The organism is Sphingomonas gilva, from assembly GCF_003515075.1.
Taxonomy (GTDB): Bacteria; Pseudomonadota; Alphaproteobacteria; order Sphingomonadales; family Sphingomonadaceae; genus Sphingomonas; species Sphingomonas gilva.
This window is the reverse complement of record NZ_QWLV01000008.1, coordinates 19949-43380: the sequence shown is the minus strand read 5'-3', so window position 1 is coordinate 43380 and position 23432 is coordinate 19949. Positions and strand designations below refer to the sequence as shown.

Genomic DNA, 23432 nt, shown 5'->3' with positions numbered 1-23432 from the left:
ATGTCACCCGTGCCAGACATTGGTCAGATGGCGCGGCAGGCGGAGGGGGGCGACGAGGAGGACGTCGATGCGGATATCGTCGTCCGGCCGGGCGTAGCGCGGGGCGAGCCGTTCGGCGGCGATGGCGACGCGGCGGAGGCGCTGGCGGTCGATCGCGAAATCGAGTTCCCCGGCGGTCGCGCGCGCCTTCACCTCGACAAAGGCGAGCGTGCGGCCGCGGCGCGCGACCAGGTCGACCTCGCCGCCGGCCACCCGCGCGCGTCGGGCGAGGACGCGCCAGCCGCGCAGGCGGAGCCACCAGGCGGCCAGCGTCTCCGCCCGCCGGCCGGCCGATTCGGCGCGGGCGCGGTCCCTCATCCGCCGCGCAGCGCCAGCGCGCGGGCGTAGAGCGCCTTGCGATCGATGCCGAGCGCCTTCGCCACCTCGCTCGCCGCCTGGCCGGGCGGCAGGCGGGTGAGCGCCTCGGCGAGCGCGGCGTCGGCGGCGTCCTCGCTGGCGGCCTCGGGCTCGCCGGGCGGGGAGACGACGATGACGATCTCTCCCTTGGGCGGGGCGTCGGCATAGCGCGTGGCGAGTATCGAGAGCGGATCGGTGACGCACTCCTCGAACCGCTTGGTGATCTCGCGCGCGACCGCCGCCTCGCGGTCGCCCAGGCCCTCGGCCAGCGCGGCGAGGGTGGCGGCGAGGCGCGGGCCCGATTCGTAGAGCACCAGCGTGGCGCGGATGCCCGCCACCTCGGCGATCGCGGCGGCGCGCGCCTGCGCCTTGGCGGGCAGGAAGCCGACGAACAGGAAGCGATCGGTCGGCAGCCCGGCGAGGGTCAGCGCCGCGACCGCCGCGCAGGGGCCGGGGATGGTCACGACAGCGTGCCCGGCGGCGCGCGCGTCGCGCACCAGCTTGTAGCCGGGATCGGAGATCAGCGGCGTGCCGGCGTCGGACACCAGCGCCACCGCCTCGCCCCCCATCCTTGCGACGAGGCCGGGGCGGACGCTCTCCGCATTGTGATCGTGATAGGGCGTCATCGGGCGCTTGACGCCGATATGCTGAAGCAGCCTGGCGGTGACGCGGCTGTCCTCTACGGCGATCACGTCGGCGCGGCTCAACACGTCGCGCGCACGCACCGTCAGGTCGCCGAGATTGCCGATCGGGGTGGCGACGATATAGAGACCGGGTTCCAGTTCAGCGTTCATATCAAGGGGTGTCATGGCAGAGGCGGTACAGGTCCGGCAATCGGGCGGCGGTTGGAAGCGGCTTGCGGGAATCGCGGGGGCGCTGCTGCTCGCCGCCTGCGAGACGGTGGTGCCGCGCGGGCGCGCTCCCGTCGATCGGCCGGTCACCCCGCCGCCGACCACCACGCCAGCGCCGATCCCGGCATTGCCGCAGGACGACGAGCGCCACCGCGTCGCGCTGCTGGTGCCGATGACCGGCGCCAACGCCCGCGTCGGCCAGAGCCTGGCCAATGCGACGACGCTCGCGCTGCTCGACACCAAGAGCGAGCGGGTGCGCATCACCACCTACGACACCGCGACCGGAGCGGCGGCCGCCGCGCAGCGCGCCATCGCCGACGGCAACCGCCTGATCCTGGGGCCGCTGCTCGCCGAGGACGTCCGCGCCGCCGCGCCGATCGCCCGGCGCGCGGACGTGCCGGTCATATCCTTTTCCAACGACGTGTCGGTCGCCGGCGAAGGCGTGTTCGTGATGGGCTACACCCCGGCCGAGTCGATCGAGCGGGTGGTCGCCTATGCGCGCAGCCAGGGGGTGAGCGATTTCGCCGGGCTGATGCCGGGCGGCCTTTACGGTCAGCGCGCCTCGACCTCCTTCCTGCGCGCGGTCGAGGACCAGGGCGGGCAGGTGGTGTCGCTGCAGAGCTACGACGCGCGCGCCGCATCGCTGTCGGGCGCGATCACGCGGCTGGCGGCGGGCTCGCCCTATCAGGCGGTGCTGATCGCCGATGCGAGCTCGACCGCCGCACGCGCCGCGCCGATGCTGCGCAAGGGCCAAAGCCGCACCGCGCGCATCCTGGGGACCGAACTCTGGAACACCGATACCGGCCTGGCCGGCAACGCCGCGCTGAACGGCGCGTGGTTCGCCAGCGTTCCCAACAATTTGTACCGGCAATATGCCAGCAAATATCGCGCCCGCTTCGGCAGCGCGCCCTATCGGCTGTCGAGCCTGGGCTATGATTCGGTGCTGCTGACGGTCCGCATCGCGCGCGATTGGCGGGTGGGATCGAACTTCCCGGCCGGCCGGCTGACGGGGCAGGACGGGTTTTCGGGAATCGACGGCCCGTTCCGCTTCGGCCGCGACGGCGTGGCCGAACGCGCGCTGGAGGTGCAGGAGGTCCGCGGCGGCAGCATCGTGACCGTCTCGCCCGCGCCGAGGAGCTTCGGGAACTAGCCATCTGCGTCGCCCCTGCGCAGGCAGGGGCCGCAGTCGGCAAGCACGACGCCGGATGTGCCACAAACCCAGCGGCCCCTGCCTTCGCAGGGGCGAGGTCATTGGACGATCTCCGCCAGAATCGCGTCGAGCAGGAGCATTCCCGCGGGCGTGACGGTCAGGCGGCCGGGCATGGTTGCGATCAGCCCCTGATCGGCCAGCTTTGCGATCGCGCGCCGGTCGAGATGAGCCTCCAATGGGGGCGTCAGTCGCAAGCCTTCGGCGAGGCGCAGGCCCATCAATATCGCCTCGCGCGCGCGTTCGGCGTCGGTCAGCGCCAGCTCCTCGACCATGCCGTGGCGGTTGCGGTCGATGGCCGACAGCCAATTTTCCGGCTTGCGGTGGCGCTGGGTCGCCATGCCGCCGCGCCGTCCGTGCGCGCCGGGGCCGATCCCGGCATAGGCGCCATAGCGCCAGTAGGTCAGGTTGTGGCGGCTTTCCGCACCGGGGCGGGCATGGTTGGATATCTCATAGGCCGGAACGCCCGCCGCCCGGGTGCGGTCGCGGGTGATCTCATAGAGCGTCGCGGCATGGTCCGGGTCGGCCGGGACGAGCGCGCCGGTGCGCACCAGGGTCTCGAAGCGCGTGCCCGGTTCGATGGTCAGCTGGTAGAGCGAGAGATGTTCGGTGCCGAAGGACAAGGCGCGGGCGAGCTCCGCGTCCCAATCGGCTTCGGACTGGCCGGGGCGCGCGTAGATCAGGTCGAAGCTGACGCGGGCGAAGCTCGCCTGCGCGGTGTCGAGGGCGGACAGGCCCTCGTCCACGTCATGCGCGCGGCCCAGGAAGCGCAGCGTCTCGTCATCGAGCGCCTGCAGGCCGAGCGATATGCGATTGACGCCGGCGGCGGCGAGACCGGCGAAGCGCGCAGCCTCGACCGAGGAGGGGTTCGCCTCCAGCGTGATTTCGACATCGTCGGCCATGCGCCAGTGCCGCCCGGCCGCCTCGATCAGCGCGGCGACGGTTTCCGGCGGCATCAGCGAAGGCGTGCCGCCGCCGAAGAAGATCGACGTCAGCCTGCGCCCCGGCAGCATCCCCGCCTCGTGCGCCATGTCGGCCAGCAACCCGGCGCGCCAGCGATCCTGATCCACGCCCTCGCGGACATGGCTGTTGAAGTCGCAATAGGGGCATTTGGAGACGCAGAAGGGCCAGTGGATATAGAGCGCCAGCGCATCATCTGGTGAATCCGCCGTTAGCGGTGTCGGCGAAGGCTTCGTCAACATGCCCGCCGCATCCTAGCGCAATGTTGGGTGCGGCGATCCTGATGATGACGGCGCTGGCGGCGGAGGCCGAATCGCGGCCGGTCGTCTTCGCCGAGGAAAGCTACACCCGCACCGCAGCCCGCGGGTCGCACATATTCACCCGGGCGATGCTCGACCAGCACAACCGCGCGCGCGCCGAACACGGCCTGCCGCCGCTGCGCTGGAACCCCGCGCTGGCCGAGGCCGCGCGCGCCTATGCCGCCGAGCTCGCCGCCGCGGGCGCGTTCGAGCATAGCGAGGACGACGGCGACGATCCGCAGGGCGAGAATCTGTGGATGGGCACGCGCGAGGCGTACGGTTTCGACGAGATGGTCGCGCACTGGGTGAGCGAGAAGGCCAATTTCCGCCGCGACGCGCCCAATATGAGCGCGACCGGCGATCTCTCCGACGTCGGCCACTACACCCAGATCGTGTGGAAGGACACGCGCGAGGTCGGGTGCGGCGTCGCCAGCGATGCGGCCGACGATTACCTGGTCTGCCGCTATTATCCCGCCGGGAATGTCGAGGGCGAGGACCCGCTGAACTGAGCCGTCGCACCTGCCCTTCGACTGGCTGCAAGGCAGGCGCTCAGGATAAACTTCAGCCTGCGGCTGAAGGCGGGGGCCTCTGGGTTTGTGGCACATCCGACATCGCCTATGCCGCCTGAGGCCCCTGCCTTCGCAGGGGCGACGGAACATCAGAACACCGCCGCCACCAGCTGCCGGAACGCATCCGCGCGATGGCTGATGGCGTGCTTGACCTCGGGCGCGATCTCGCCGAAGGTCTGGTCCATGCCGACGCCCATGAACATCGCGTCGTAGCCGAAGCCGTTCTCGCCGCGCGGCGGCCAGACCAGCGTGCCGTCGACGCGGCCCTCGAACCATTCGACATGCCCGTCGGGCCAGGCGAGCGCCAATGCGCAGACGAAATGCGCGTCGCGCGGCGTTTCCGGCCCCCTGGCGGCGAGATGTTCGTGGACCAGCCGCATGGCGAGGCCGAAATCCTTCGCTTCGCCCGCCCAGCGCGCGGAGAAGATGCCGGGCTCGCCGCCCAGCGCCTCGACGCACAAGCCGCTGTCGTCGGCGAGTGCGGGGAGGCCGGACAGGTCTGCGGCGGCGCGCGCCTTCAACTCGGCATTGGCGACGAAGGTCGTGCCGGTCTCCTCGGGCTCGGGCAGATCGAGATCGGCGGCCGAGACGGGGTCGATGCCGTAGGGGCCGAGCAGATCGCGGATCTCGCGAACCTTGCCGGGGTTGTGGCTGGCGATGACCAGCCTGCCGGGGGCGAGCTTGCGGATCGCCTGCGGCTCGGGGCCTTCCCCGCTCATCGGCCGACCGCCTTCAGCTGCTCGGCGAAGATCGCGTTGCAGCCGATCCGCGCGAGGCGGAGCAGGCGCAGCAGCTCCTCCTCCTCGAAGCAGGCGCCCTCCGCGGTCGCCTGCACCTCGGCCATGCGGTTGTCGCCCAGGATGACGAAATTGGCGTCGGTCTCGGCAGCCGAATCCTCTTCATAATCGAGGTCGAGCACCGGCGTGCCCTGATGGATGCCGCACGAGACCGCGGCGACCTGCTGGACGATCGGATCGGCCTCCAGCGCGAGGCCGTCGATCGCCATGCGCAGCGCGACCCACGCGCCCGAGATCGCGGCGGTGCGGGTGCCGCCATCGGCCTGGATGACGTCGCAATCGAGCGTGATCTGGCGTTCCCCGAGCAGCTTCAAATCCGTCACCGCGCGCAAGGAACGGCCGATAAGCCGCTGGATTTCCTGGGTGCGGCCCGATTGCTTGCCCTTCGCCGCCTCACGGTTGCCGCGCGTGTGCGTGGCGCGGGGGAGCATGCCGTATTCGGCCGTCACCCAGCCCTGGCCCTTGCCGCGCAGCCAGGGCGGCACGCGCTCCTCGACCGAGGCGGTGACGAGCACCTTGGTGTCGCCGAAGCCGATCAGGCACGATCCTTCGGCGTGGCGGGTGTAGCGCGGTTCGATGGTGATGGCGCGCATCTGATCGGGCGCACGGCCGCTGGGGCGCATGGGGACTCCTGGGTTTGGTTTGCCGCTGCTCTAGGGTGTGTACTCATGCCCTGCAACGGTCGTGACGGAGCGGATTTTGGCGCATGGCTAGGAGCAAGGAGGGAGCGATGCTGAAGCATCGTGACCGACGCGCGACGCCGCTGTGCGCCAAAAGCCGCCCGCCGCGAAGCGGTCGCCCGGAGAGGCCCGCTGGCCGCGTCGCTTGCTTGCGCGTAGCACCAGCTACGCGTCTGCGCCGCGCTCCTTGCCAGCGGGCCTCTCCGGGCGATCACGACCATTGCAGGGCATGAGTACACACCCTAGTTCCATTGAGTGCCGCACGCCAGCCGCCTACATCACCCGCATGACGACTCCCCCCATTGGCGAACTGACATCGCGGGCGCGCGACGTTTTCCGGATGGTGGTGGAGGGCTATCTGGAAACCGGCGCGCCGGTCGGATCGCGCACCATCTCCAAATTCTCCGCGCTGAATCTGTCGCCCGCATCGATCCGGGGCGTGATGCAGGATCTGGAGGAACTCGGGCTGCTGGCCGCGCCGCATACTTCCGCCGGGCGGATGCCGACCGACAGCGGGCTGCGGTTGTTCGTGGACGGGATGATGCAGGCGGCGGAACCCAGCATCGCGGAACGCGCCGAGATCGAGCGCCGTGCCGCCGAGGGCGGACCGATCGAGGATGCGCTGGCGGCGACCACCGCCGCGCTTTCCGGCCTGTCCGCCTGTGCGGGCCTCGTGATGGTGCCGCGGCGCGAGCTGGTGCTGCGCCAGTTCAGCTTCGTGCCGCTGTCCTCCGCTCAGGCGCTCGCCGTGCTGGTCGGCATGGACGGATCAGTCGAGAACCGCGTGATCGACCTGCCGCCGGGCGTGAGCGCCGGGGCGCTGGGCGAGGCGGCCAATTACATGACCGCGACGCTGTCCGGCCTGACGCTCGCCGAGGCGCAGGCGCGGATCGACCGCGACATGGCGGCGGGGCGCGCGGCGATCGACGCGGCGGCGCGCGGGCTGATCGAGCACGGCCTGGCGGTATGGTCGGAAGATTCGCGCGCGCGGCCGGTGCTGATCGTGCGCGGCCAGGCCAATCTGATCGACGGGGCGATGGCCGATCTCGACCGCGTGCGCCAGCTGCTCGACGAGCTGGAGGGCAAGGAGGAGATCGCGCGCCTGCTCGATTCGGCGCGCGAGGGCGCCTCGACACGGGTGTTCATCGGTTCCGAGAACAAGCTGTTCGCGCTTTCGGGATCGTCGGTGATCGCGGCGCCGATGCGCGGGCTTGACGGTCGCGTCGTCGGCGTGGTGGGGGTGATCGGCCCGACCCGGTTGAACTATGCCCGCGTCGTGCCCATGGTTGACTTCACCGCGCAGGCGCTTGCGCGGCTCATGACATGAGACAGGATTTTATGACCGAGAACGAGACCCCCGAGGCCCCGGAAGCCGACCTGCGCGAAGAAACCGCGGCAGGCGCGCCCGAGCTTCAGGAGCATGACCGGCTGGCCGAGCTGGAAGAGCAGCTGGCCGATGCGAAGCAGCAGATCCTCTACGCCCAGGCGGAGACGCAGAATGTCCGCAGGCGGGCCGAGCAGGAGGCCAGGAACGCGCGCGATTACGCGGCGACCGGGTTCGCCCGCGACGTGCTGTCGGTGGCCGACAATGTCTCGCGCGCGCTGGCGGCGATCCCCGATGATCTGCGCGTCGACGAACGCTTCAAGGGGCTGGTCGCCGGGCTGGAGGCGACCGCGCGCGAGCTCGACGCGGTGTTCGGCCGCAACGGCATCAGCCGGATCGAGGCGATCGGCCAGACGCTCGACCCGCACAAGCACCAGGCGATGATGGAGGTGCCGAGCGCCGACGCCGCGCCCGGCACGGTCGTGCAGGAAATCCAGGCGGGGTACATGATCAAGGACCGCCTGCTGCGCCCGGCGCTGGTGGGCGTGGCGAAGGCGGGGTAGTTCGGGCCCAATCCCGCCGTCACCCCGGACTTGTTCCGGGGTGCATCGTGCCACAAACCTGATCCGCGCCGGTGGAGAGATGGATGCCGGAACAAGTCCGGCATGACGGATCAGGGGCGAGTGTCTCGAAGGGCTCTGACCAGTTCCGCGAGATCGCGAAGTATCTGCTCCATGGACGGGTTATCGAGCAGCACGGGGCGCCATCTCAGGACGCCCGGCGCGGCGGACGGGCGGAAACAGACCCATGTTCCACTCATGCGCTTGATCTGGCTATGGCAGAGCGCGCTGCGCAGTTCAGCAAACGGCAAAATTGAATCGAGCAGGGGCAGAACCGTCTTGGCATTCGGTAAATTGCCCGTTTCGCTGATCGCCAGCTTGCGAATCGTGTCGAGCTTCTGCCCCAGCAGGTGTTGCGGCTTAGAGTTAGCGCGTTCGAGCGTGTCGTTCGCCCACACTTCCACGACCGCAAATAGGTCGATCAGCTTGCTGCGAAAAAGATGTGCGGCTTCACAACTGTCACCCTTTGACTGTTTCGGCGCGATAGGCGTGACGGCGTTCATGCCTTCCGCTTACCGGCTCCGCATGAAAGCCGGGTAAATCGTCAAATATCCTCATGCACCATGTCGATCTCCCGCACGCCGCGGTTCTTGCGGGCGGCGTTGACGAGGTCGCGCAGGCGTTCGCGGCGGGCGCGGGCGCGGTGGATGTCGCGCAGGACGAGCGGGCCGGCGCGGGTCGTTTCGTCGGACGAGGTGATGCCGATGGTGCCGATGTCGGCGGTCTGGTTGAGCAGCGAGAAATCGATCCGCACGTCCTTGATGCGGTAGAGCTCGATCTCGTCGATCGACTTCATGATGATGCCGCGGTGGAGGACGAGGCGGTCCTCGGTCACCTCATAGGTGGTGGAGAGGTTGGCTATCCATTTCACCAGGACGATCACCAGCGCTGCAAGACTGAGAACGAGCGGCGCGGCTGACGGCACGGCGATCACGCCGCCGCCCGCCAGCACCATCCCGACCGGGCCGGCGACGAACAGCGCCAGCGTTCCCCAGCCGGCGAATGTGCCGCGCAGCCAGCCCCAGGTGGACGAGCGGAAACGATCGAGCGTCTGTGACATGGTTGAGCCCCCCTTCGTGCGCGGATGCTACGCCGGGGCGGGGCGAAACGGAAGCAGCGCGCGATAGGCGCCGGCATCGGGCGCGCCGGGGACCGACGCGCCCCGTGCGGTCAGGAAGGCGTGGCGGACGATCTCGGCCTGCTGCTCGATGCCGTAGCGTTCGAAGGGCAGGCCGGGCCTCAGCGCGTAATCGTAGCGGCAGAAGGGGTGGCGCATCAGCGGCAGCCACCAGCGTCCGCGCGTCTGCGCCTGCCAGACATGCGTCATCTCATGGATGAACAGCCCCTGCGCGGAGAGCGGCGCGGCGCAGAAATCGTCGCAATAGAGGCCGCCCTTGGGGTGGAAATGGATGTCGCCCATGGGCGCCATCGTCACATGCCGCGGCTGGAAGAACGCCCATTTTAGGTTGTGGATGCGCACCCGCGCATAGTCGATCGCGTCGCCGAAGACCGATGCGGCGAGCGCGGTTTCGGCGGGAGTGAGGGGGCGGCCGCGGCTCACGTCTCCGGCGGGGGATCGCCGGCGGCCAAGGCGCGGGCGCTGTACTGGATGCGCATGCCGTCGGCGAAGGTGAAGATCATCGGCACCGCGCTGCCGGGCTTGATGCCGGGATTGACGTTGAAGAACATCACATGCTTGCCGCCGGGGGCGAACGAAACCTCGCCTTCCGCCGGAATCTCGACGCTCTCGATCGGCCGCATGCGCATCGCGCCGTCCTGCTTCGTCGTCTCGTGCATCTCGGCGCGGACCACGACGCTCGAATCGACGCTGATCAGGCGCGCGGGCGCGGGGCCGCCATGCACGGTGAAATAGGCCGCCGCCGGGCGGCCGGGGGCGGCCGCCAGCCGCACCCATCCGTCGCTGACGCGCAGCTGCGGCTCCTGCCCGCATCCGGCGAGCGCCAGCAGGGCGAACGGGGCGAGGAGGGAAACGGGTTTCATTTCGGTACGATCCTCAAGGAAATCTCGCTGCTTTCGTAGCGGCGGCGGCGACTTGCGGCAACCGAAACGGTCCCTATATCGCCCCGGTAAAGCTGGCGGCGGCCACCCTGTCGGGCCGCGGCCGGGCACATCTATTCTTGGGGTGAAAGAGGACATTCATGGCTAAAGTTATCGGGATCGATCTGGGGACCACCAACAGCTGCGTCGCGGTGATGGAAGGCGGCAAGCCCAAGGTGATCGAGAACGCCGAGGGCGCGCGCACGACGCCGTCGATCGTCGCCTTCGCCAAGGACGGCGAGCGGCTGGTCGGCCAGCCGGCCAAGCGCCAGGCGGTCACCAACGGCGACAACACGATCTTCGCGGTGAAGCGGCTGATCGGCCGCCGGTTCGACGATCCGATCACCAAGAAGGATACTGAGCTGGTCCCGTACCACATCGTCAAGGGACCGAACGGCGACGCCTGGGTGCAGGCGGGCGGGAAGGATTATTCGCCGAGCCAGATTTCGGCCTTCACCCTCCAGAAGATGAAGGAGACCGCCGAGGCGTATCTCGGCGAGACGGTGACCCAGGCGGTGATCACCGTGCCGGCGTACTTCAACGACGCGCAGCGCCAGGCGACCAAGGACGCCGGCCAGATCGCGGGTCTCGAAGTGCTGCGCATCATCAACGAGCCGACCGCGGCCGCGCTCGCCTACGGCCTGGAGAAGCAGGACGGCAAGACCATCGCGGTCTACGATCTCGGCGGCGGCACCTTCGACATCTCGATCCTCGAGATCGGCGACGGCGTGTTCGAGGTGAAGGCGACCAACGGCGACACCTTCCTGGGCGGCGAGGATTTCGACGCCAAGCTGGTCGAATATCTCGCCGAAGGGTTCAAGAAGGACGAGGGCATCGACCTGACCAAGGACAAGCTCGCCCTCCAGCGGCTCAAGGAAGCCGCCGAGAAGGCGAAGATCGAGCTGTCCTCGGCGCAGTCGACCGAGGTCAACCTGCCCTTCATCACCGCCGATCAGAACGGCCCGAAGCATCTGGTCAAGTCGATCAGCCGCACCGACCTGGAAAAGCTGGTCGAACCGCTGATCCAGCGCTCGATCGAGCCGGTCAAGAAGGCGCTCGCCGATGCCGGGCTGAAGGCGTCCGACATCGCCGAGGTGGTGCTGGTCGGCGGCATGACCCGCATGCCCAAGGTGCGCGACGCGGTGAAGGCGTTCTTCGGCAAGGAGCCGCATGTCGGCGTCAACCCCGACGAGGTCGTCGCGATGGGCGCGGCGATCCAGGCGGGCGTGCTGCAGGGCGAAGTGAAGGACGTGCTGCTGCTCGACGTGACCCCGCTGTCGCTGGGCATCGAGACGCTGGGCGGCGTGTTCACCCGCATGATCGACCGCAACACGACGATCCCGACCAAGAAGTCGCAGACCTATTCGACCGCGGACGACAACCAGAATGCGGTGACCATCCGCGTCTTCCAGGGCGAGCGCGAGATGGCGGCGGACAACAAGATTCTCGGCCAGTTCGATCTGGTCGGCATCCCGCCGGCGCCGCGCGGCGTGCCGCAGATCGAGGTGACGTTCGACATCGACGCCAACGGCATCGTCAACGTCAGCGCGCGCGACAAGGGCACCGGCAAGGAGCAGCAGATCCGCATCCAGGCGTCGGGCGGTCTTTCGGACGCCGATATCGAGCAGATGGTGCAGGACGCGGAGAAGTTCGCCGAGGAGGACAAGAAGCGCCGCGAAGGGGCCGAGGCGAAGAACAACGCCGAGAGCCTGATCCATTCGACCGAGCGTCAGCTCGCCGAGCATGGCGACAAGGTCGATGCGAGCCTCAAGTCCGAGATCGAGGCGGCGGTCGCCGAGGCCAAGACCGCTGTCGAAGGCGGCGACGCCGAGGCGATGAAGGAAAAGACCACCGCGCTCGGGCAGGTCGCGATGAAGCTGGGCCAGGCGATCTACGAGAAGGAGCAGGCCGCGCAGGCCTCTCCGCAGCCCGACGCGCCCGAGGCCGAAGCGGCCAAGGACGACAATGTGGTCGACGCCGAATTCTCGGAAGTTGACGAGAACAACAAGGCGTAAGGACGTGTCTCCTCCCTTTCCCCTTCAGGGGAGAGGGTCGGGGAGAGGGGGAGTAAGGTGGCGATGTTTCAAATGATTGCATTTGATACTGCCCCTCTCCCAACCAGCTTGGGGTCAACAGCGCCCCGCGCTGTTGAGGCCATGCTGGGAGCATGGCCGACCCAAAGCTCCCCTGAAGGGGAGAGGGCTTTTTAATGACCGAAGTCGATTATTACGAATTGCTCGAATGCGATCGCGGCGCGGATGCCGGGACGATCAAGTCGGCCTATCGCAAGCTCGCGATGAAGTACCATCCCGACAAGAATGGCGGCTGCAAGGATCACGAAGCGAAGTTCAAGGCGGTCAGCGAAGCCTATGAATGCCTGAAGGACCCGCAGAAGCGCGCCGCCTATGACCGGTTCGGCCACGCCGCGTTCAAGAATGGCGGCGGGCACGGCGCGCAGGATTTCGGCGGCTTTTCCGACATCTTCGAAAGCGTGTTCGGCGAGTTCATGGGCGGCCGGGCCGGCGGGCGCGCCGCCGCGCGGCGCGGTGCGGATCTGCGTTATGATCTGGAAATCACGCTGGAAGAGGCGTTTCACGGCAAGCAGACCGAGGTGACCATCGAGGTCTCCGCCGCCTGCGAGCCGTGCGCCGGCACCGGCGCCAAGCCGGGCACCGCCGCCAGGCAATGCCCGACCTGCGGCGGCCACGGCAAGGTGCGTGCGCAGCAGGGCTTCTTCGTCGTCGAGCGCACCTGCCCGTCCTGCCACGGCGCGGGCCAGGTGATCGCCGATCCGTGCACCGCCTGCCGCGGCGAGGGGCGGGTGGACAAGCCCAAGACGCTTTCGGTCAATATCCCGGCGGGCGTCGACGAAGGCACGCGCATCCGCCTGTCCGGCGAGGGCGAGTGCGGGGCGCGAGGCGCGCCTCCGGGCGACCTCTATATCTTCCTCCATGTCGCGCGGCACCGCATCTTCGAGCGCGAGGGAACGACCTTGCTCGCGCGCTGCCCGGTCAGCTTCACCACCGCCGCGCTGGGCGGGACGATCACCATTCCGGGCCTGGACGGCGAGCCCAACGAGATCCGTATCCCGGCGGGGATCCAGTCGGGCAAGCAGATCCGCCAGCGCGGCGGGGGCATGCCGGTGCTGCAGGGCCGCGGGCGCGGCGACATGGTCGTCCAGATCGACGTCGAGACGCCGACCCGGCTCTCCGCCCGGCAAAAGGAGCTGCTCCAGCAGTTCCGCGAGACCGAGACGGGTGAGGAATGCCCCCAGTCCAAGGGCTTCTTCGCCAAGCTGAAGGATGTGATCGGCTGATCCCATCCGGCCTGTCCGCCCCTCTGCCGAGGGGCGGCGGCCGATGGATCAAAGGGCGACGAACACCCCGACCACCAGCGCCTGTGCCGCCAGCGCAAGAAGGCTGGTGACGACATTTTCAAGCGTGCGCATGGTCTGGTCCTTGAGACGCCGGACTGGCTCCGGCTCGGCTCACCTATGATTTGTTGCGCTTCGTCGCAATATTATTACAATCAATCGCGATTGCAGAAAGTGCAATCGTCTGGCTTGTTTTTCCACCAGGTTGAACCGTCCAAGCCTGTTTGCACCGATCTGGTCGAAGTGCGGCCTTCTTGGGCGTGCAAAAGGCAGAACGGTGCTTCGACAAGCTCAGCACGAACGGGGAGAGAGGTGACGAACGGGGAGGGTGATCGCGTCTATGTGAATCGAGGCTAGCCGAACACCCGCGTGAAGATCGTATCGACGTGCTTGAAGTGATAATCGAGATCGAAACGGCTCTCGATTTCCTCGGGCGACAGTGCGGCGGTCACCTCTGTATCGGCCTTGAGCAGATCGAGCAGCGACAGCGCGCCATCGCTCTCCCACACCTTCATCGCGTTGCGCTGGACTTGGGCGTAGGCGTCCTCGCGGCTGACGCCGGCTTGCGTCAGCGCCAGCAGCACGCGTTGCGAATGGACCAGGCCGCCCATGCGGTCGAGGTTCTTCTCCATCCGGGCGGGATAGACGACGAGCTTGTCGATCACGCCGGTGAGGCGCGCGAGCGCGAAATCGAGCGTGATCGTGGCGTCGGGGCCGATATAGCGCTCGACCGACGAATGGCTGATGTCGCGCTCGTGCCACAGCGCGACATTCTCGAGCGCGGGGGTGACATAGCCGCGCACCATACGGGCGAGGCCGGTGAGATTCTCGGTCAGCACCGGGTTGCGCTTGTGCGGCATCGCCGACGAGCCCTTCTGGCCCGGCGAGAAATATTCCTCGGCCTCCAGCACCTCGGTGCGCTGGAGGTGGCGGATCTCGGTCGCTAGCCGTTCGATCGAGCTGGCGATGACGCCGAGGGTCGCGAAGAACATGGCGTGGCGGTCGCGCGGGATGACCTGGGTGGAGACGGGCTCGACAGCCAGGCCGAGCTTTTCGGCGACATGTGCTTCCACGCGCGGATCGATATTGGCGAAGGTGCCGACCGCGCCGGAGATCGCGCAGGTGGCGACATCGGCGCGCGCCGCGATCAACCTCTCCCGGTTGCGTGCGAATTCGGCATAAGCCTGGGCGAGCTTGAGGCCGAAGGTGACCGGCTCGGCGTGGATGCCGTGGCTGCGGCCGATCGTCGGGGTCAGTTTGTGCTCCAGCGCGCGGCGCTTGATCACTTCCAGCAGCGCGTCGAGATCGGCGATCAAAATGTCGCTCGCGCGCGCCAGCTGCACCGCCAGGCAGGTGTCGAGCACGTCCGAGCTGGTCATGCCCTGGTGCATGAAGCGCGCTTCGGGCCCCACATGTTCGGCGACATTGGTCAGGAAGGCGATGACGTCATGCTTGGTCTCGCGCTCGATCTCGTCGATTCGCTCGACCTCGAACGCGCCCTTCTCCCAGATCGCGGCGGCGGCTTCCTTGGGCACCACGCCCAGCTCGGCCAGCGCGTCGGTGGCGTGCGCCTCGATCTCGAACCAGATGCGGAATCGCGTCTCGGGTTCCCAGATTTTGGCCATTTCGGGCCGCGAATAACGGGGGACCATAGGGACTGCCTTTCGCGTCAATGAACGGTTCGTCGCGCAACCGCCACGGAATCGGGACGGATCGGGCCATCGGGGAGGCGGGGGATTCGCCCAAAGGCTGGCCGCGCGGAGCCATGCCGCCCATCTAGGGATTGTTCAAGTGACCAATCCCCACGGGAATGCGCGCTTCCCCCTAGCGGCATTCCCAACCACAACGTCAGGAGCAAATCATGTTGAAATATGCCCTTCTTGCGAGCGCCCTCGCGATAGGCGCCCCGGCGATCGCCCAGGATATGACGACCCCGGCGCCGCAGCAGCAGGCGCCCACGCAGACCGCGCCGCAGACCGATCCGATGCAGCAGGCGCCGCAGGCCCAGCCCGCGACGCCCGACACGACGGCGTCCGCCCCGACCGAGCAGGCCCCGGCAGCCGGCCCTGCGCAGGTCGCCGAAGTCGTGAAGGCCGAGTTCCCGACCTATGACAAGGATTCGAGCGGCTCGCTCAGCGACACCGAATTCGCTTCGTGGATGGGCGCGCTGCGCAAGGCCAGCGAGCCGACGGTCGACACCGAAAGTGCCGAAGTGAAGACCTGGATCGAGGGTGCGTTCGCCAGTGCGGACACCGACAAGGACAAGGCGGTGACCGAGGGTGAGCTGACCACCTTCCTGACGGCTGGCCAGCCGTCCTAAGCCAAGGCAATGCATGCCTCGATGCGGCCGCCGGAGCGATCCGGCGGCCGTTTTCGTATTCGTCGCCCCTGCGAAGGCAGGGGCCGCAGTCGGCAAACGGGACGTCGGAAGCGCCACAAGCTCAGCGGCCCCTGCCTTCAGCCGCAGGCTGAAGTTTATCCTGAGCGCCTGCCTTGCAGGCAGTCGAAGGGCAGGGGCGACGAGGTGGACTCAGATCAATCCCATCGCGCGCAGGCTGGCATGACCCTTGGTGCCGATGATGACGTGATCGTGCACCGCGATGCCGAGGCGCCTGCCGGCTTCGATGATGTGGCGGGTGAGCTCGATATCGGCGCGGCTGGGGGCGGGATCGCCGCTCGGGTGGTTGTGGACGAGGATGATCGCAGCGGAGCCGAGATCGATCGCGCGGCGGATCACCTCCCGAACATGCACCGCCGATTCGTCGATGGTGCCCTGGCTCACCAGCTCGTCGCGGATGAGCATGTTGCGGCTGTTGAGGTGGAGCACGCGGACGCGCTCGATCGCATGGTGCGCCATGTCGGCGCGCAGATAGTCGAGCAGCGCCTGCCAGCTCGCCAGCACCGGCCGCTCGCTCGCCTGGTCGCGCAGCAGGCGCAGCGCGGCGGCCTGCGCGATCTTGATCGCCGACACCGCGCCTTCGCCCACCCCGTCGACGCGTGACAGCGCCTCGGCGTCGGCGGTGAACACCGCCGCCAGCCCGCCGAACTCGCGCAGCAGCGCCTTGGCGATGGGCTTGGTGTCGCGCCGTGGAATGGCGAGGGTCAGCAGGAATTCGAGCAGCTCGTGATCGAGCAGCGCATCGCCGCCGCTCTCGATCAGCCGTTTGCGCAGGCGCGCGCGGTGGCCGGCTGTTTCTGGATCGGGAACGCTCATGCTTCTGGGGGATTAAGTCGTTGCGCAGGCGGTCGCAATCCGCTTCGCGCCTGTGTGCGTGACGAAGGGGATGGGGGCGTGCTAGCAAGCCTTGCGATGACCGCGTTCCCGGCGAGAGCTTTCTGCCATCATGGATGATCCCGGCCCAGAGGTCGATTCGCCGCCGCGGCGCCGCTGGCGGATGCGTGTCGCGCTCGTCGCCGGAGGCGTGGCGGCGGTCGGGCTGCTGGGCGTGTGGACTCAGCGCAAGCCGATCGTCGAAGGCTATGTCAACCGCGAGCTCACCGCGCGCGGGGTGGAGGCGCGCTACGAGATCGCCGATCTGGGGTTCAACCGCCAGCGGCTGACCGATGTTGTGATCGGCGATCCGCTCAATCCCGATCTTACCGCGCGGGTGATCGACCTCAACATCTCGGTCGGCTTTTCGGGGGCCGAGCTGCACGGCTTCCATGCCGAGGGGCTGCGCGTGCGCGGGCGGCTGGTCGACGGGCGGCTGTCGCTCGGCGAGATCGACAAGCTGCTCCCCCCGCCTTCGGGAAAGCCCTTCACGCTGCCCGACATCGCCGCCGGCTTCACCGATGCGCGGATGCGGCTGGAGACTCCGGCGGGCGTGATCGGCCTCAAGCTGGACGGCGCGGGGCCGCTCACCGACGGCTTCTCCGGCCGCCTGGCGGCGGTGTCCGAGCAGCTGGCGGCGGGAGGGTGTACGCTCGCCAGCCCGACTGCGTGGGTGCGGGTCAGCGTCGTCGAGCGCCAGCCGCATATCGCCGGGCCGGTGCGCTTCGACGCGGCCGATTGCGGTGAGGCTCGTGCGCAGGACGGCACGATCGACGTCGATCTCGCGCTGGAGGAGAGCCTCGACCGCTGGCGCGGCAAGGCGGAGATCGCGGTCGCGCGAGTGGCGAGCGGCGAGAATTGGCTGGGCGGGGTTTCGGGCGAGATCGATTTCAACGGCGGCACGCCGCGCACTGACGGCAATCTGCGCCTCGCCGTGCGCGACTTCCTGCTCGCGGGCAATCGCGGGCAGGGGCTGGAGGCTGCGGGCGGCTATATGCTCGGTCAGACCGGGCGGCGGTTCGACGGCACGGTCGCGGTGCGGCGCGCGCGGATCGCCCCGGCCATGATCGCCTCGCTGGATGGTGCGCGCGGCGCGGCGGACGGAACCCCCGCCGGCCCGCTGCTCGACCGACTGGCGCAGGCGGCCCGACGCGCGAGCGGCGAGGTGCGCGCGCGCGCCGCGCTGGCCATCGAGCAGCATGACGGACGCGGCTGGGCGGCGCTCTCCGGGCTTGACGCGCGAAGCGGATCGGGCGCGCGTCTGACGCTTTCCGACGGGGACGGGCTGCGCTTCGCCTGGCCGGGCGGCCGTCCCGAGGTTGACGGGCTGGCGACGCTGAGCGGCGGCGGCTTCCCTTCGGCGACGGTGCGTATCGCGCAGGCGGGGCCGGGCGGGGCGATCACCGGCACCGCCCTGGTGTCGCCGCTCACCGGTGAAGGCGCGCGGCTGGCGCTCAGGCCGGTCGATTTCACCGTGGCGCCGGGCGGTGGCACGCGTTTCTCCACGCGGATCGAGCTGTCGGGGCCGCTCGGCGATGGTCGGGTCGACGGGCTGACGCTGCCCTTGTCCGGAACCTGGGACGGCGCGGGCGCGCTGGCGCTCAACCCCGATTGCGGGGCGATGGCGTTCCAGCGACTGGCGATCTCCGGGCTGGTGCTCGATCCGGCGACGCTCAGGCTGTGCCCGGCATCGGGCGCCATGTTACGCATCGCGGACGGGCGGGTGACCGGCGGCGCGCGCATCGCCGCGCCGCGCCTCAGCGGGCGGCTGGGCAGCACGCCGGTGACGCTCGCGGCCGCCGGATCGGACGTCAGCCTGGCGCAGGGCGGCTTCGCGATCGACGGCCTCGCCGCGCGGCTGGGCGCGGAGGGGCGGGTGACGCGGCTCGACTTCGGCAGGCTCGAAGGCCGGATCGAGGGCGATGCGGTATCGGGCGCGTTCAGCGGCGGCGGCGGGCAGATCGCCAACGTGCCGCTGATCCTGTCCGACGCGGCGGGGCGCTGGCGGCTGCTGGACGGCGTGCTCGACGTGACCGGCGCGACGGGCGTGAGCGACGAGCAGACGCCGCCGCGTTTCCAACCGATGACCGTGCCCGATGTCGCGCTGAAGCTGGCCGACAATGTCATCACCGCGACCGGCACCATAACCGAGCCCACGACATCGCGGCGCGTCGGCGATGTCGATATCCGCCATGACCTGTCGGCGGGCGAGGGCCGCGCGCTGCTCGCGGTGCCGGGCATCACCTTCGATGAAGGCCTCCAGCCCGAGATGCTGACGCGCCTGACGCTGGGCGTCGCCGCCAATGTGCGCGGCACCGTGACCGGCGAGGGCCGGATCGACTGGGATCAGCGCGGCGTGACGAGCACCGGCGTGTTCCGCACCGCAGGCGCCGATCTCGCCGCCGCTTTCGGACCGGTGAAGGGGCTGACGACCGAGATCCGCTTCACCGACCTGCTCGGGTTGGTTTCGGCGCCCGGTCAGACCGCAACGGTCGCCGAGGTCAATCCGGGGATCGCAGTCAATGACGGGGTCATCCGTTACCGCCTGCTCGCCGACCAGAAGGTCCAGGTCGAGGGTGGACGCTGGCCTTTCGCGGGCGGCGAACTGATCCTGGAGCCGACAGTGCTCGATTTCGGCGAGCAGGCGGAGCGGCGGCTGACCTTCACCGTCGACGGGCTCGACGCGGCGCGCTTCATCCAGCAGCTCGAGTTCGAGAATGTCGCTGCGACCGGCATCTTCGACGGCAAGCTGCCGATGGTGTTCGACGCGAACGGGGGACGCATCGACGACGGCCGGCTGACGGTGCGGCCGGGCGGCGGCACACTGGCTTATGTCGGCGAGGTGTCCAACGCCGATCTCGGCACCTGGGGCAAGCTCGCCTTCGATGCGCTCAAGTCGATCCGCTACGATCGCCTGACGATCGATCTCGATGGCGCGATCGATGGCGAGATCGTCACGCAGATTCGCTTCAACGGCGTCAACCAGGGCACGACCGAGGGGCAGGCGGGCTATTTCAAGGAGCTGATCGGCCTGCCGTTCATCTTCAACATCACGATTCGGGCGCCGTTCCGCGGGCTGTTGAGCACCGCGCGCAGCTTCACCGATCCCAGCGAGTTGATCCGCAGCCAGCTGCCCGAGATCGATTCGCCCGACATTTCATCGCCAAAACCGAACGTTCAGCCTCAGGAAAGCGAGGAGCTGCCATGATCCCAACCATGTTGACGCCGGACTGTCGCGATGCGAAGCCGACGGGCATGAAGACACTGGGCCTCCCGCTGATCGGCGCCGCATTGGCGCTGGCGGGCTGCGTCCAGGTCACCGCGCCCGAAAAGCCCATCGAGATCAACCTGAACGTGAACGTACGCCAGGAAGTGGTGGTGCGCCTTCAGCAGGATGCGCAGGACCTCATCCAGAACAATCCGGAGCTGTTTCCGCAATGAAGACCAGGACCAAGCTGATCATCGCCGCCGCGCTCATCGCCGGCACGGCATTGGGCGCGTCGCGCGTCGCCTATGCGCAATCGGCATCGGTGCAGGCGGCGATCGCCAAGGGCGCGGTCGGCGAGCAGGCCGACGGCTATCTCGGCTTCAACGGCTCGCCTTCCGCGGCGCTGCGCGCCGAGGTGGAGCAGATCAACATCAAGCGCCGCGCCGCCTATACCGATCTCGCCGCCAAACGGGGCGTGACGGTGCAGGACGTCGCCGCCTCGGTCGGCTGCACCACGCTCAAGAATCGCGTCGGCGCAGGCCAGGCGTACAAGCTGAACGACGGCGTATGGCGCACGCGCAGCGGATCGACCCCGATCCCGCTGCCCGATTACTGCGCCTGAGGCTGCCCGCGATCAGGCGTCACTTCCGACGTAGCGGTCCCATTCTTCCTTGTAACGCGCGGTCAGCGTCGCCTGCTCGGCCATCGGGGCGCTTTCCTTCAGGTCGATGAACCAAGTGCCTTCCTCCTGGTACATGTGGTGCGCGACCGCGCCACGGATGTGCTCGAGCTTGTCGAGATAATCCTGGCTCATAGGATCGAGCGCCTCGAGCATCGCCATCTGCATCTTGACCATGGCTTGCTCGTTATAGCCCAGTTCGGCATGCATCTTTTCACCGGTCTCGCCCATCGCGGGATAGATCACCGCTTCCTCTGCGATGGCGTGGCCGGTGAGGACGACACCGAGATGCTTTTGCGCGGCGCGGCGCGATGCGGGATCGCCGGCAGCCTTCACGGCGGCGAAGGCATCTTCGAGCTTCAGATGATGGTCGAGGATCAGCGAGAACCAGTCGCCGGGTTGTGCTGTGGCGCGCGCTCGCTGGCGGGCATCTGCGCGGGCCTCTTCGCCTTCGGGCGGCGTGACGGCAGCGATGACTTTGTCGAGAACGGACATCGGAAAACTACTCCTGCTCAGCATGGCTGACCGGCGAGACACCGATCCCAGCCTAAACAGGGCGCGAAGCGCTTATGTTCCTGAAATAATTAACAATATTAACCTATATCAAGTTCCGTGATTGGAGGCCCGACCGGGAATCGAACCCGGGTGCAAGGATTTGCAGTCCTCTGCGTCACCACTCCGCCATCGGGCCCCGGAGGTGAGGCGCGGCAGATGCGGTCTGGCGGGGGCCGTGTCAAGCTGGCTGTGCCGCGAAGATAATTTCAGTTTCATAATGCAACGCCTTGTTGGCGGCGCGGCGAACGGATAGAAGGCGCTGCAGCAATAGTGTATTGCGCCAATAACACAGTTGTGCCACGAGGACCGGATGAACAGCCCCGCGATCGATTCCGCCAGCTTCGAGACGATGCGCCACGCGATGGTCGCGAGCCAGCTGCGCACGAATGCGGTGAACGATCCGCGCGTCGTCGAGGCGATGTCGCGGGTGCCGCGCGAGGATTTCGTGCCGACCGAAGCGCGCGCGCTCGCCTATCGCGACACCGGCGTGGCGCTGGGCGGCGGGCGGACGCAGAACCCGCCGATGGCGACGGGGCGGCTGCTGACCGAGGCGCGCATGGCGCCCGCCGACAAGGTGCTGCTGATCGGCGCGGCGGGAGGCTATACCGCAGCGGTGCTCGCGCGGCTTGCGGCCAAGGTGGTCGCGGTGGAGAGCGATGCCGCGCTCGTGGCGCATGCCCGCGCCGCGCTGGCGAACATCGGCAATGTCGAGCTGGTCGAAGGTGCGCTTGCGGAAGGCCATGCCGTCGGCGCGCCCTATGACGTGATCGTCGTCGACGGGGCGCTGGAGCAGGTGCCCGATGCGCTGGTCGCGCAGCTCGCCCCCGGCGGCCGTATGACGACCGGCCTCGTCGAGCACGGCGTGACGCGGCTTGCCGTGGGCAGCAAGACCTCTTCCGGCTTCGGCCTGATCGATTTCGCCGATGCGGACTGTGCAACGCTGCCCGGCTTCGCACGTCCCAAGAGCTTCAGTTTCTGAGAGACAGCATGATCAAGCGCCCGTCCTTCCTGCTCGCCGCGGTTTCGGCGATGTCGCTCGCAGCGCCTGTAATGGCGCAGACCGCGACGCCTGCCACGCCCCTGGCCGCGACGCAGCCCCCCGCGCCGACCCAGGCGCAGATCGCCGCGACGGGACCGGTTTCGACGCTGCGCGAGGCGCTGGTGAAGGCGTATAACGGCAACCCGACGCTCTCGGGCGCGCGGGCGCAGGTGCGCGCGACCGACGAGAATGTGCCGATCGCGCGCGCCGCCGGCCTTCCCAGCATCGGCGCGACGGCCGATTTCGACAACAACATCATCAGCGATTCGAACAGCCTGGCCTCGCCCGATCGTTCGCTGCGCGCCGGCGTCAACCTGTCGGTGCCGCTGTTCCAGGGCGGATTGGTGCGCAACAGCGTCAATGCCGCCGAAGCGCGCGTGCTCGCCGCGCGGCAGGGGTTGCGCGGCACCGAATCCGATCTCTTCACCGATGTCGTCAGCGCCTATATGGACGTGATCCGCGACGAATCGATCGTCCAGCTCAACCAGCAGAATGTCCGGGTGCTCGAGGTCAATCTGCAGGCGACGCAGGACCGGTTCGAGGTGGGCGATCTGACGCGCACCGACGTCGCCCAGTCCGAGGCGCGCCTGGCGATCGCGCGCGGGCAGCTGCGCGGGGCCGAGGCGGGGCTGATCTCCAGCCGCGAGAACTATGTCCGCCTGGTCGGCGACGCGCCCGGCACGCTGACCCCGCCGCCGCCCTTGCCCAACATGCCCGACGCGCCGACCACCGCGGTCGATGTCGCGCTGACCGAGAACCCCTTTCTGGGCGCGGCGCGCCAGCAGGCCGACGCGACCCGCTACGATGTCGGCGTCGCGCGCGCCAGCCGTCTGCCGCGGATCTCGGCGGTCGTCGGCGGCAACTACACCAATTATCTCGGCTCGCTGGGTGACGACACCGGCGTGAATGTCGGCCAGTCGGGCACCGCGGCGAGCGGCGGCCTGTCGCTGACGCTGCCGCTGTTCCAGGGCGGCGAGCCCGCGGCGCGCGTGCGCCAGGCGCAGGCGCTCAGGAGCCAGGCGCTGGAGCAGGTGACCGAGACCGAGCGCTCGGTGATCGCCAATGTCCGCGCCGCCTATTCGAGCTGGCGTTCGGCGCTGGCGGTGATCGAATCGTCGCAGGTCGCGGTCGACGCCAACCGGCTGAGCCTGGAGGGCGTGCGCGCCGAGAACAGCGTCGGCAACCGCACCATCCTCGACATCCTCAATGCGGAGCAGGAACTGCTCAACTCGCAGGTGACGCTCGTCACCGCACGGCGCGACGCCTATGTCGCGGGCTTCGCGCTGCTCGCGGCGATGGGCCGCGCCGAGGCCAACGACCTGGGCCTCGACGGCGGCCCGCTCTATGATCCGGTGGCGAATTACGACCGCGTGCGCGGCAAGATCTGGGATTGGGACGATGATCCCGCACCAAGGCCCATCGCCCCGCCGACCACGGGCACGCGCCCGCAATCGGCGGTCGTCGGGCCGATCGAGGATCCCGCGCTCGACAGGCCCGTTGACACGGCCCCCTATGATCCCGCAGGAACAGCGGCACCGTAGCTATA

Annotated in this window: 24 protein-coding genes and 1 tRNA gene; 12 read left to right on the top strand and 13 right to left on the bottom strand. The window is 68.6% G+C overall.

Going from position 1 to position 23432, the window contains the following annotated elements; all coding sequences use genetic code 11:
• Positions 1–3: 3 nt before the first annotated feature.
• Both D1610_RS14505 and rsmI read right to left on the bottom strand, forming a co-directional pair.
• Positions 4–357 (bottom strand): YraN family protein, encoded by a 354-nt coding sequence (locus D1610_RS14505; protein ID WP_118864917.1) that lies wholly within the window; start codon positions 355–357, stop codon positions 4–6.
• Positions 354–1190, bottom strand: coding sequence for a 16S rRNA (cytidine(1402)-2'-O)-methyltransferase (rsmI, locus tag D1610_RS14500; protein WP_118864916.1), 837 nt, complete (start codon positions 1188–1190; stop codon positions 354–356). Before rsmI ends, D1610_RS14505 begins: the two co-directional genes overlap by 4 nt.
• Positions 1191–1203: 13 nt before the next feature.
• Here rsmI and D1610_RS14495 point away from each other — a divergent pair, with 13 nt between their 5' ends.
• Positions 1204–2397: a penicillin-binding protein activator gene (locus D1610_RS14495; RefSeq protein ID WP_118864915.1), complete on the top strand. Its 1194-nt coding sequence runs from the start codon at positions 1204–1206 to the stop codon at positions 2395–2397.
• 98 nt (positions 2398–2495) lie between these two features.
• Here D1610_RS14495 and hemW read toward each other — a convergent pair whose 3' ends face one another.
• The gene (hemW, locus tag D1610_RS14490; RefSeq protein ID WP_118864914.1) at positions 2496–3656 is read right to left on the bottom strand and encodes a radical SAM family heme chaperone HemW; all 1161 of its coding nucleotides are present in this window, start codon (positions 3654–3656) and stop codon (positions 2496–2498) included.
• 20 nt (positions 3657–3676) lie between these two features.
• On the opposite strand from hemW, the gene D1610_RS14485 reads away from it, so the two are divergent.
• The gene (locus D1610_RS14485) at positions 3677–4222 is read left to right on the top strand and encodes a CAP domain-containing protein (RefSeq protein WP_118864913.1); all 546 of its coding nucleotides are present in this window, start codon (positions 3677–3679) and stop codon (positions 4220–4222) included.
• Positions 4223–4371: 149 nt separating this feature from the next.
• Here the strand turns inward: D1610_RS14485 and rdgB are convergent, their stop codons facing one another.
• Both rdgB and rph read right to left on the bottom strand, forming a co-directional pair.
• Complete coding sequence (gene rdgB, locus D1610_RS14480; RefSeq protein ID WP_118864912.1) at positions 4372–5001, bottom strand: RdgB/HAM1 family non-canonical purine NTP pyrophosphatase; 630 nt, start codon at positions 4999–5001, stop codon at positions 4372–4374.
• The gene (rph, locus tag D1610_RS14475; protein ID WP_118864911.1) at positions 4998–5702 is read right to left on the bottom strand and encodes a ribonuclease PH; all 705 of its coding nucleotides are present in this window, start codon (positions 5700–5702) and stop codon (positions 4998–5000) included. The genes rdgB and rph overlap by 4 nt, the downstream gene beginning before the upstream one ends.
• A 343-nt stretch (positions 5703–6045) precedes the next feature.
• On the opposite strand from rph, the gene hrcA reads away from it, so the two are divergent.
• Complete coding sequence (hrcA, locus tag D1610_RS14470) at positions 6046–7086, top strand: heat-inducible transcriptional repressor HrcA (RefSeq protein ID WP_118864910.1); 1041 nt, start codon at positions 6046–6048, stop codon at positions 7084–7086.
• Complete coding sequence (gene grpE / locus D1610_RS14465; protein ID WP_182466849.1) at positions 7083–7646, top strand: nucleotide exchange factor GrpE; 564 nt, start codon at positions 7083–7085, stop codon at positions 7644–7646. Before hrcA ends, grpE begins: the two co-directional genes overlap by 4 nt.
• A gap of 110 nt (positions 7647–7756) precedes the next feature.
• On the opposite strand, the gene D1610_RS14460 is transcribed toward grpE, so the two are convergent.
• The 4 genes from D1610_RS14460 to D1610_RS14445 are packed head-to-tail and all read right to left on the bottom strand — an operon-like array spanning position 7757 to position 9704.
• Positions 7757–8206, bottom strand: a complete 450-nt coding sequence (locus D1610_RS14460) for a hypothetical protein (RefSeq protein WP_118864908.1) — start codon at positions 8204–8206, stop codon at positions 7757–7759.
• A 41-nt stretch (positions 8207–8247) separates the two neighbouring features.
• The gene (locus tag D1610_RS14455) at positions 8248–8763 is read right to left on the bottom strand and encodes a PH domain-containing protein (protein ID WP_118864907.1); all 516 of its coding nucleotides are present in this window, start codon (positions 8761–8763) and stop codon (positions 8248–8250) included.
• Positions 8764–8790: 27 nt separating this feature from the next.
• Complete coding sequence (locus D1610_RS14450) at positions 8791–9264, bottom strand: vgr related protein (protein ID WP_118864906.1); 474 nt, start codon at positions 9262–9264, stop codon at positions 8791–8793.
• The gene (locus tag D1610_RS14445; RefSeq protein WP_118864905.1) at positions 9261–9704 is read right to left on the bottom strand and encodes a copper chaperone PCu(A)C; all 444 of its coding nucleotides are present in this window, start codon (positions 9702–9704) and stop codon (positions 9261–9263) included. The genes D1610_RS14450 and D1610_RS14445 overlap by 4 nt, the downstream gene beginning before the upstream one ends.
• A gap of 158 nt (positions 9705–9862) precedes the next feature.
• Between D1610_RS14445 and dnaK the strand changes: the two genes are divergently transcribed.
• Both dnaK and dnaJ read left to right on the top strand, forming a co-directional pair.
• The gene (dnaK, locus tag D1610_RS14440) at positions 9863–11776 is read left to right on the top strand and encodes a molecular chaperone DnaK (RefSeq protein ID WP_118864904.1); all 1914 of its coding nucleotides are present in this window, start codon (positions 9863–9865) and stop codon (positions 11774–11776) included.
• Positions 11777–11970: 194 nt separating this feature from the next.
• Complete coding sequence (gene dnaJ / locus D1610_RS14435) at positions 11971–13077, top strand: molecular chaperone DnaJ (RefSeq protein WP_118864903.1); 1107 nt, start codon at positions 11971–11973, stop codon at positions 13075–13077.
• Between the two features lie 410 nt (positions 13078–13487).
• Here dnaJ and purB read toward each other — a convergent pair whose 3' ends face one another.
• On the bottom strand, positions 13488–14786 hold the full coding sequence (gene purB / locus D1610_RS14430; protein WP_118864902.1) for an adenylosuccinate lyase: 1299 nt from the start codon (positions 14784–14786) through the stop codon (positions 13488–13490).
• A 209-nt stretch (positions 14787–14995) separates the two neighbouring features.
• On the opposite strand from purB, the gene D1610_RS14425 reads away from it, so the two are divergent.
• Positions 14996–15454: an EF-hand domain-containing protein gene (locus D1610_RS14425; RefSeq protein ID WP_118864901.1), complete on the top strand. Its 459-nt coding sequence runs from the start codon at positions 14996–14998 to the stop codon at positions 15452–15454.
• A 210-nt stretch (positions 15455–15664) separates the two neighbouring features.
• On the opposite strand, the gene radC is transcribed toward D1610_RS14425, so the two are convergent.
• A complete protein-coding gene (gene radC, locus D1610_RS14420) occupies positions 15665–16348 on the bottom strand; it encodes a RadC family protein (protein ID WP_118864900.1) in 684 nt (227 codons plus the stop codon).
• 130 nt (positions 16349–16478) lie between these two features.
• On the opposite strand from radC, the gene D1610_RS14415 reads away from it, so the two are divergent.
• The 3 genes from D1610_RS14415 to D1610_RS14405 are packed head-to-tail and all read left to right on the top strand — an operon-like array spanning position 16479 to position 20235.
• On the top strand, positions 16479–19613 hold the full coding sequence (locus D1610_RS14415) for an intermembrane phospholipid transport YdbH family protein (RefSeq protein ID WP_118864899.1): 3135 nt from the start codon (positions 16479–16481) through the stop codon (positions 19611–19613).
• Between the two features lie 47 nt (positions 19614–19660).
• The gene (locus D1610_RS14410) at positions 19661–19846 is read left to right on the top strand and encodes a YnbE family lipoprotein (RefSeq protein WP_118865014.1); all 186 of its coding nucleotides are present in this window, start codon (positions 19661–19663) and stop codon (positions 19844–19846) included.
• Positions 19843–20235, top strand: a complete 393-nt coding sequence (locus D1610_RS14405) for a YdbL family probable chaperone protein (RefSeq protein ID WP_118864898.1) — start codon at positions 19843–19845, stop codon at positions 20233–20235. Before D1610_RS14410 ends, D1610_RS14405 begins: the two co-directional genes overlap by 4 nt.
• 12 nt (positions 20236–20247) lie before the next feature.
• Here D1610_RS14405 and D1610_RS14400 read toward each other — a convergent pair whose 3' ends face one another.
• Together D1610_RS14400 and D1610_RS14395 are read right to left on the bottom strand one after the other, a co-directional pair.
• A complete protein-coding gene (locus D1610_RS14400) occupies positions 20248–20787 on the bottom strand; it encodes a hemerythrin domain-containing protein (RefSeq protein ID WP_118864897.1) in 540 nt (179 codons plus the stop codon).
• A 122-nt stretch (positions 20788–20909) separates the two neighbouring features.
• Positions 20910–20983, bottom strand: a tRNA-Cys gene (locus D1610_RS14395).
• 174 nt (positions 20984–21157) lie between these two features.
• Between D1610_RS14395 and D1610_RS14390 the strand changes: the two genes are divergently transcribed.
• A complete protein-coding gene (locus D1610_RS14390; RefSeq protein WP_118864896.1) occupies positions 21158–21826 on the top strand; it encodes a protein-L-isoaspartate O-methyltransferase family protein in 669 nt (222 codons plus the stop codon).
• Positions 21827–21834: 8 nt separating this feature from the next.
• Positions 21835–23427 (top strand): TolC family outer membrane protein, encoded by a 1593-nt coding sequence (locus D1610_RS14385; RefSeq protein WP_245942273.1) that lies wholly within the window; start codon positions 21835–21837, stop codon positions 23425–23427.
• Positions 23428–23432 lie beyond the last annotated feature (5 nt).

Bases quoted from the DNA above. Each gene is read 5' to 3' on its own strand.
- D1610_RS14505 (WP_118864917.1), bottom strand. From the start codon at position 357: ATGAGGGACCGCGCCCGCGCCGAATCGGCCGGCCGGCGGGCGGAGACG.
- rsmI (WP_118864916.1), bottom strand. From the start codon at position 1,190: ATGAACGCTGAACTGGAACCCGGTCTCTATATCGTCGCCACCCCGATC.
- D1610_RS14495 (WP_118864915.1), top strand. From the start codon at position 1,204: ATGGCAGAGGCGGTACAGGTCCGGCAATCGGGCGGCGGTTGGAAGCGG.
- hemW (WP_118864914.1), bottom strand. From the start codon at position 3,656: ATGTTGACGAAGCCTTCGCCGACACCGCTAACGGCGGATTCACCAGAT.
- D1610_RS14485 (WP_118864913.1), top strand. From the start codon at position 3,677: ATGTTGGGTGCGGCGATCCTGATGATGACGGCGCTGGCGGCGGAGGCC.
- rdgB (WP_118864912.1), bottom strand. From the start codon at position 5,001: ATGAGCGGGGAAGGCCCCGAGCCGCAGGCGATCCGCAAGCTCGCCCCC.
- rph (WP_118864911.1), bottom strand. From the start codon at position 5,702: ATGCGCCCCAGCGGCCGTGCGCCCGATCAGATGCGCGCCATCACCATC.
- hrcA (WP_118864910.1), top strand. From the start codon at position 6,046: ATGACGACTCCCCCCATTGGCGAACTGACATCGCGGGCGCGCGACGTT.
- grpE (WP_182466849.1), top strand. From the start codon at position 7,083: ATGAGACAGGATTTTATGACCGAGAACGAGACCCCCGAGGCCCCGGAA.
- D1610_RS14460 (WP_118864908.1), bottom strand. From the start codon at position 8,206: ATGAACGCCGTCACGCCTATCGCGCCGAAACAGTCAAAGGGTGACAGT.
- D1610_RS14455 (WP_118864907.1), bottom strand. From the start codon at position 8,763: ATGTCACAGACGCTCGATCGTTTCCGCTCGTCCACCTGGGGCTGGCTG.
- D1610_RS14445 (WP_118864905.1), bottom strand. From the start codon at position 9,704: ATGAAACCCGTTTCCCTCCTCGCCCCGTTCGCCCTGCTGGCGCTCGCC.
- dnaK (WP_118864904.1), top strand. From the start codon at position 9,863: ATGGCTAAAGTTATCGGGATCGATCTGGGGACCACCAACAGCTGCGTC.
- dnaJ (WP_118864903.1), top strand. From the start codon at position 11,971: ATGACCGAAGTCGATTATTACGAATTGCTCGAATGCGATCGCGGCGCG.
- purB (WP_118864902.1), bottom strand. From the start codon at position 14,786: ATGGTCCCCCGTTATTCGCGGCCCGAAATGGCCAAAATCTGGGAACCC.
- D1610_RS14425 (WP_118864901.1), top strand. From the start codon at position 14,996: ATGTTGAAATATGCCCTTCTTGCGAGCGCCCTCGCGATAGGCGCCCCG.
- radC (WP_118864900.1), bottom strand. From the start codon at position 16,348: ATGAGCGTTCCCGATCCAGAAACAGCCGGCCACCGCGCGCGCCTGCGC.
- D1610_RS14415 (WP_118864899.1), top strand. From the start codon at position 16,479: ATGGATGATCCCGGCCCAGAGGTCGATTCGCCGCCGCGGCGCCGCTGG.
- D1610_RS14410 (WP_118865014.1), top strand. From the start codon at position 19,661: ATGAAGACACTGGGCCTCCCGCTGATCGGCGCCGCATTGGCGCTGGCG.
- D1610_RS14405 (WP_118864898.1), top strand. From the start codon at position 19,843: ATGAAGACCAGGACCAAGCTGATCATCGCCGCCGCGCTCATCGCCGGC.
- D1610_RS14400 (WP_118864897.1), bottom strand. From the start codon at position 20,787: ATGTCCGTTCTCGACAAAGTCATCGCTGCCGTCACGCCGCCCGAAGGC.
- D1610_RS14390 (WP_118864896.1), top strand. From the start codon at position 21,158: ATGAACAGCCCCGCGATCGATTCCGCCAGCTTCGAGACGATGCGCCAC.
- D1610_RS14385 (WP_245942273.1), top strand. From the start codon at position 21,835: ATGATCAAGCGCCCGTCCTTCCTGCTCGCCGCGGTTTCGGCGATGTCG.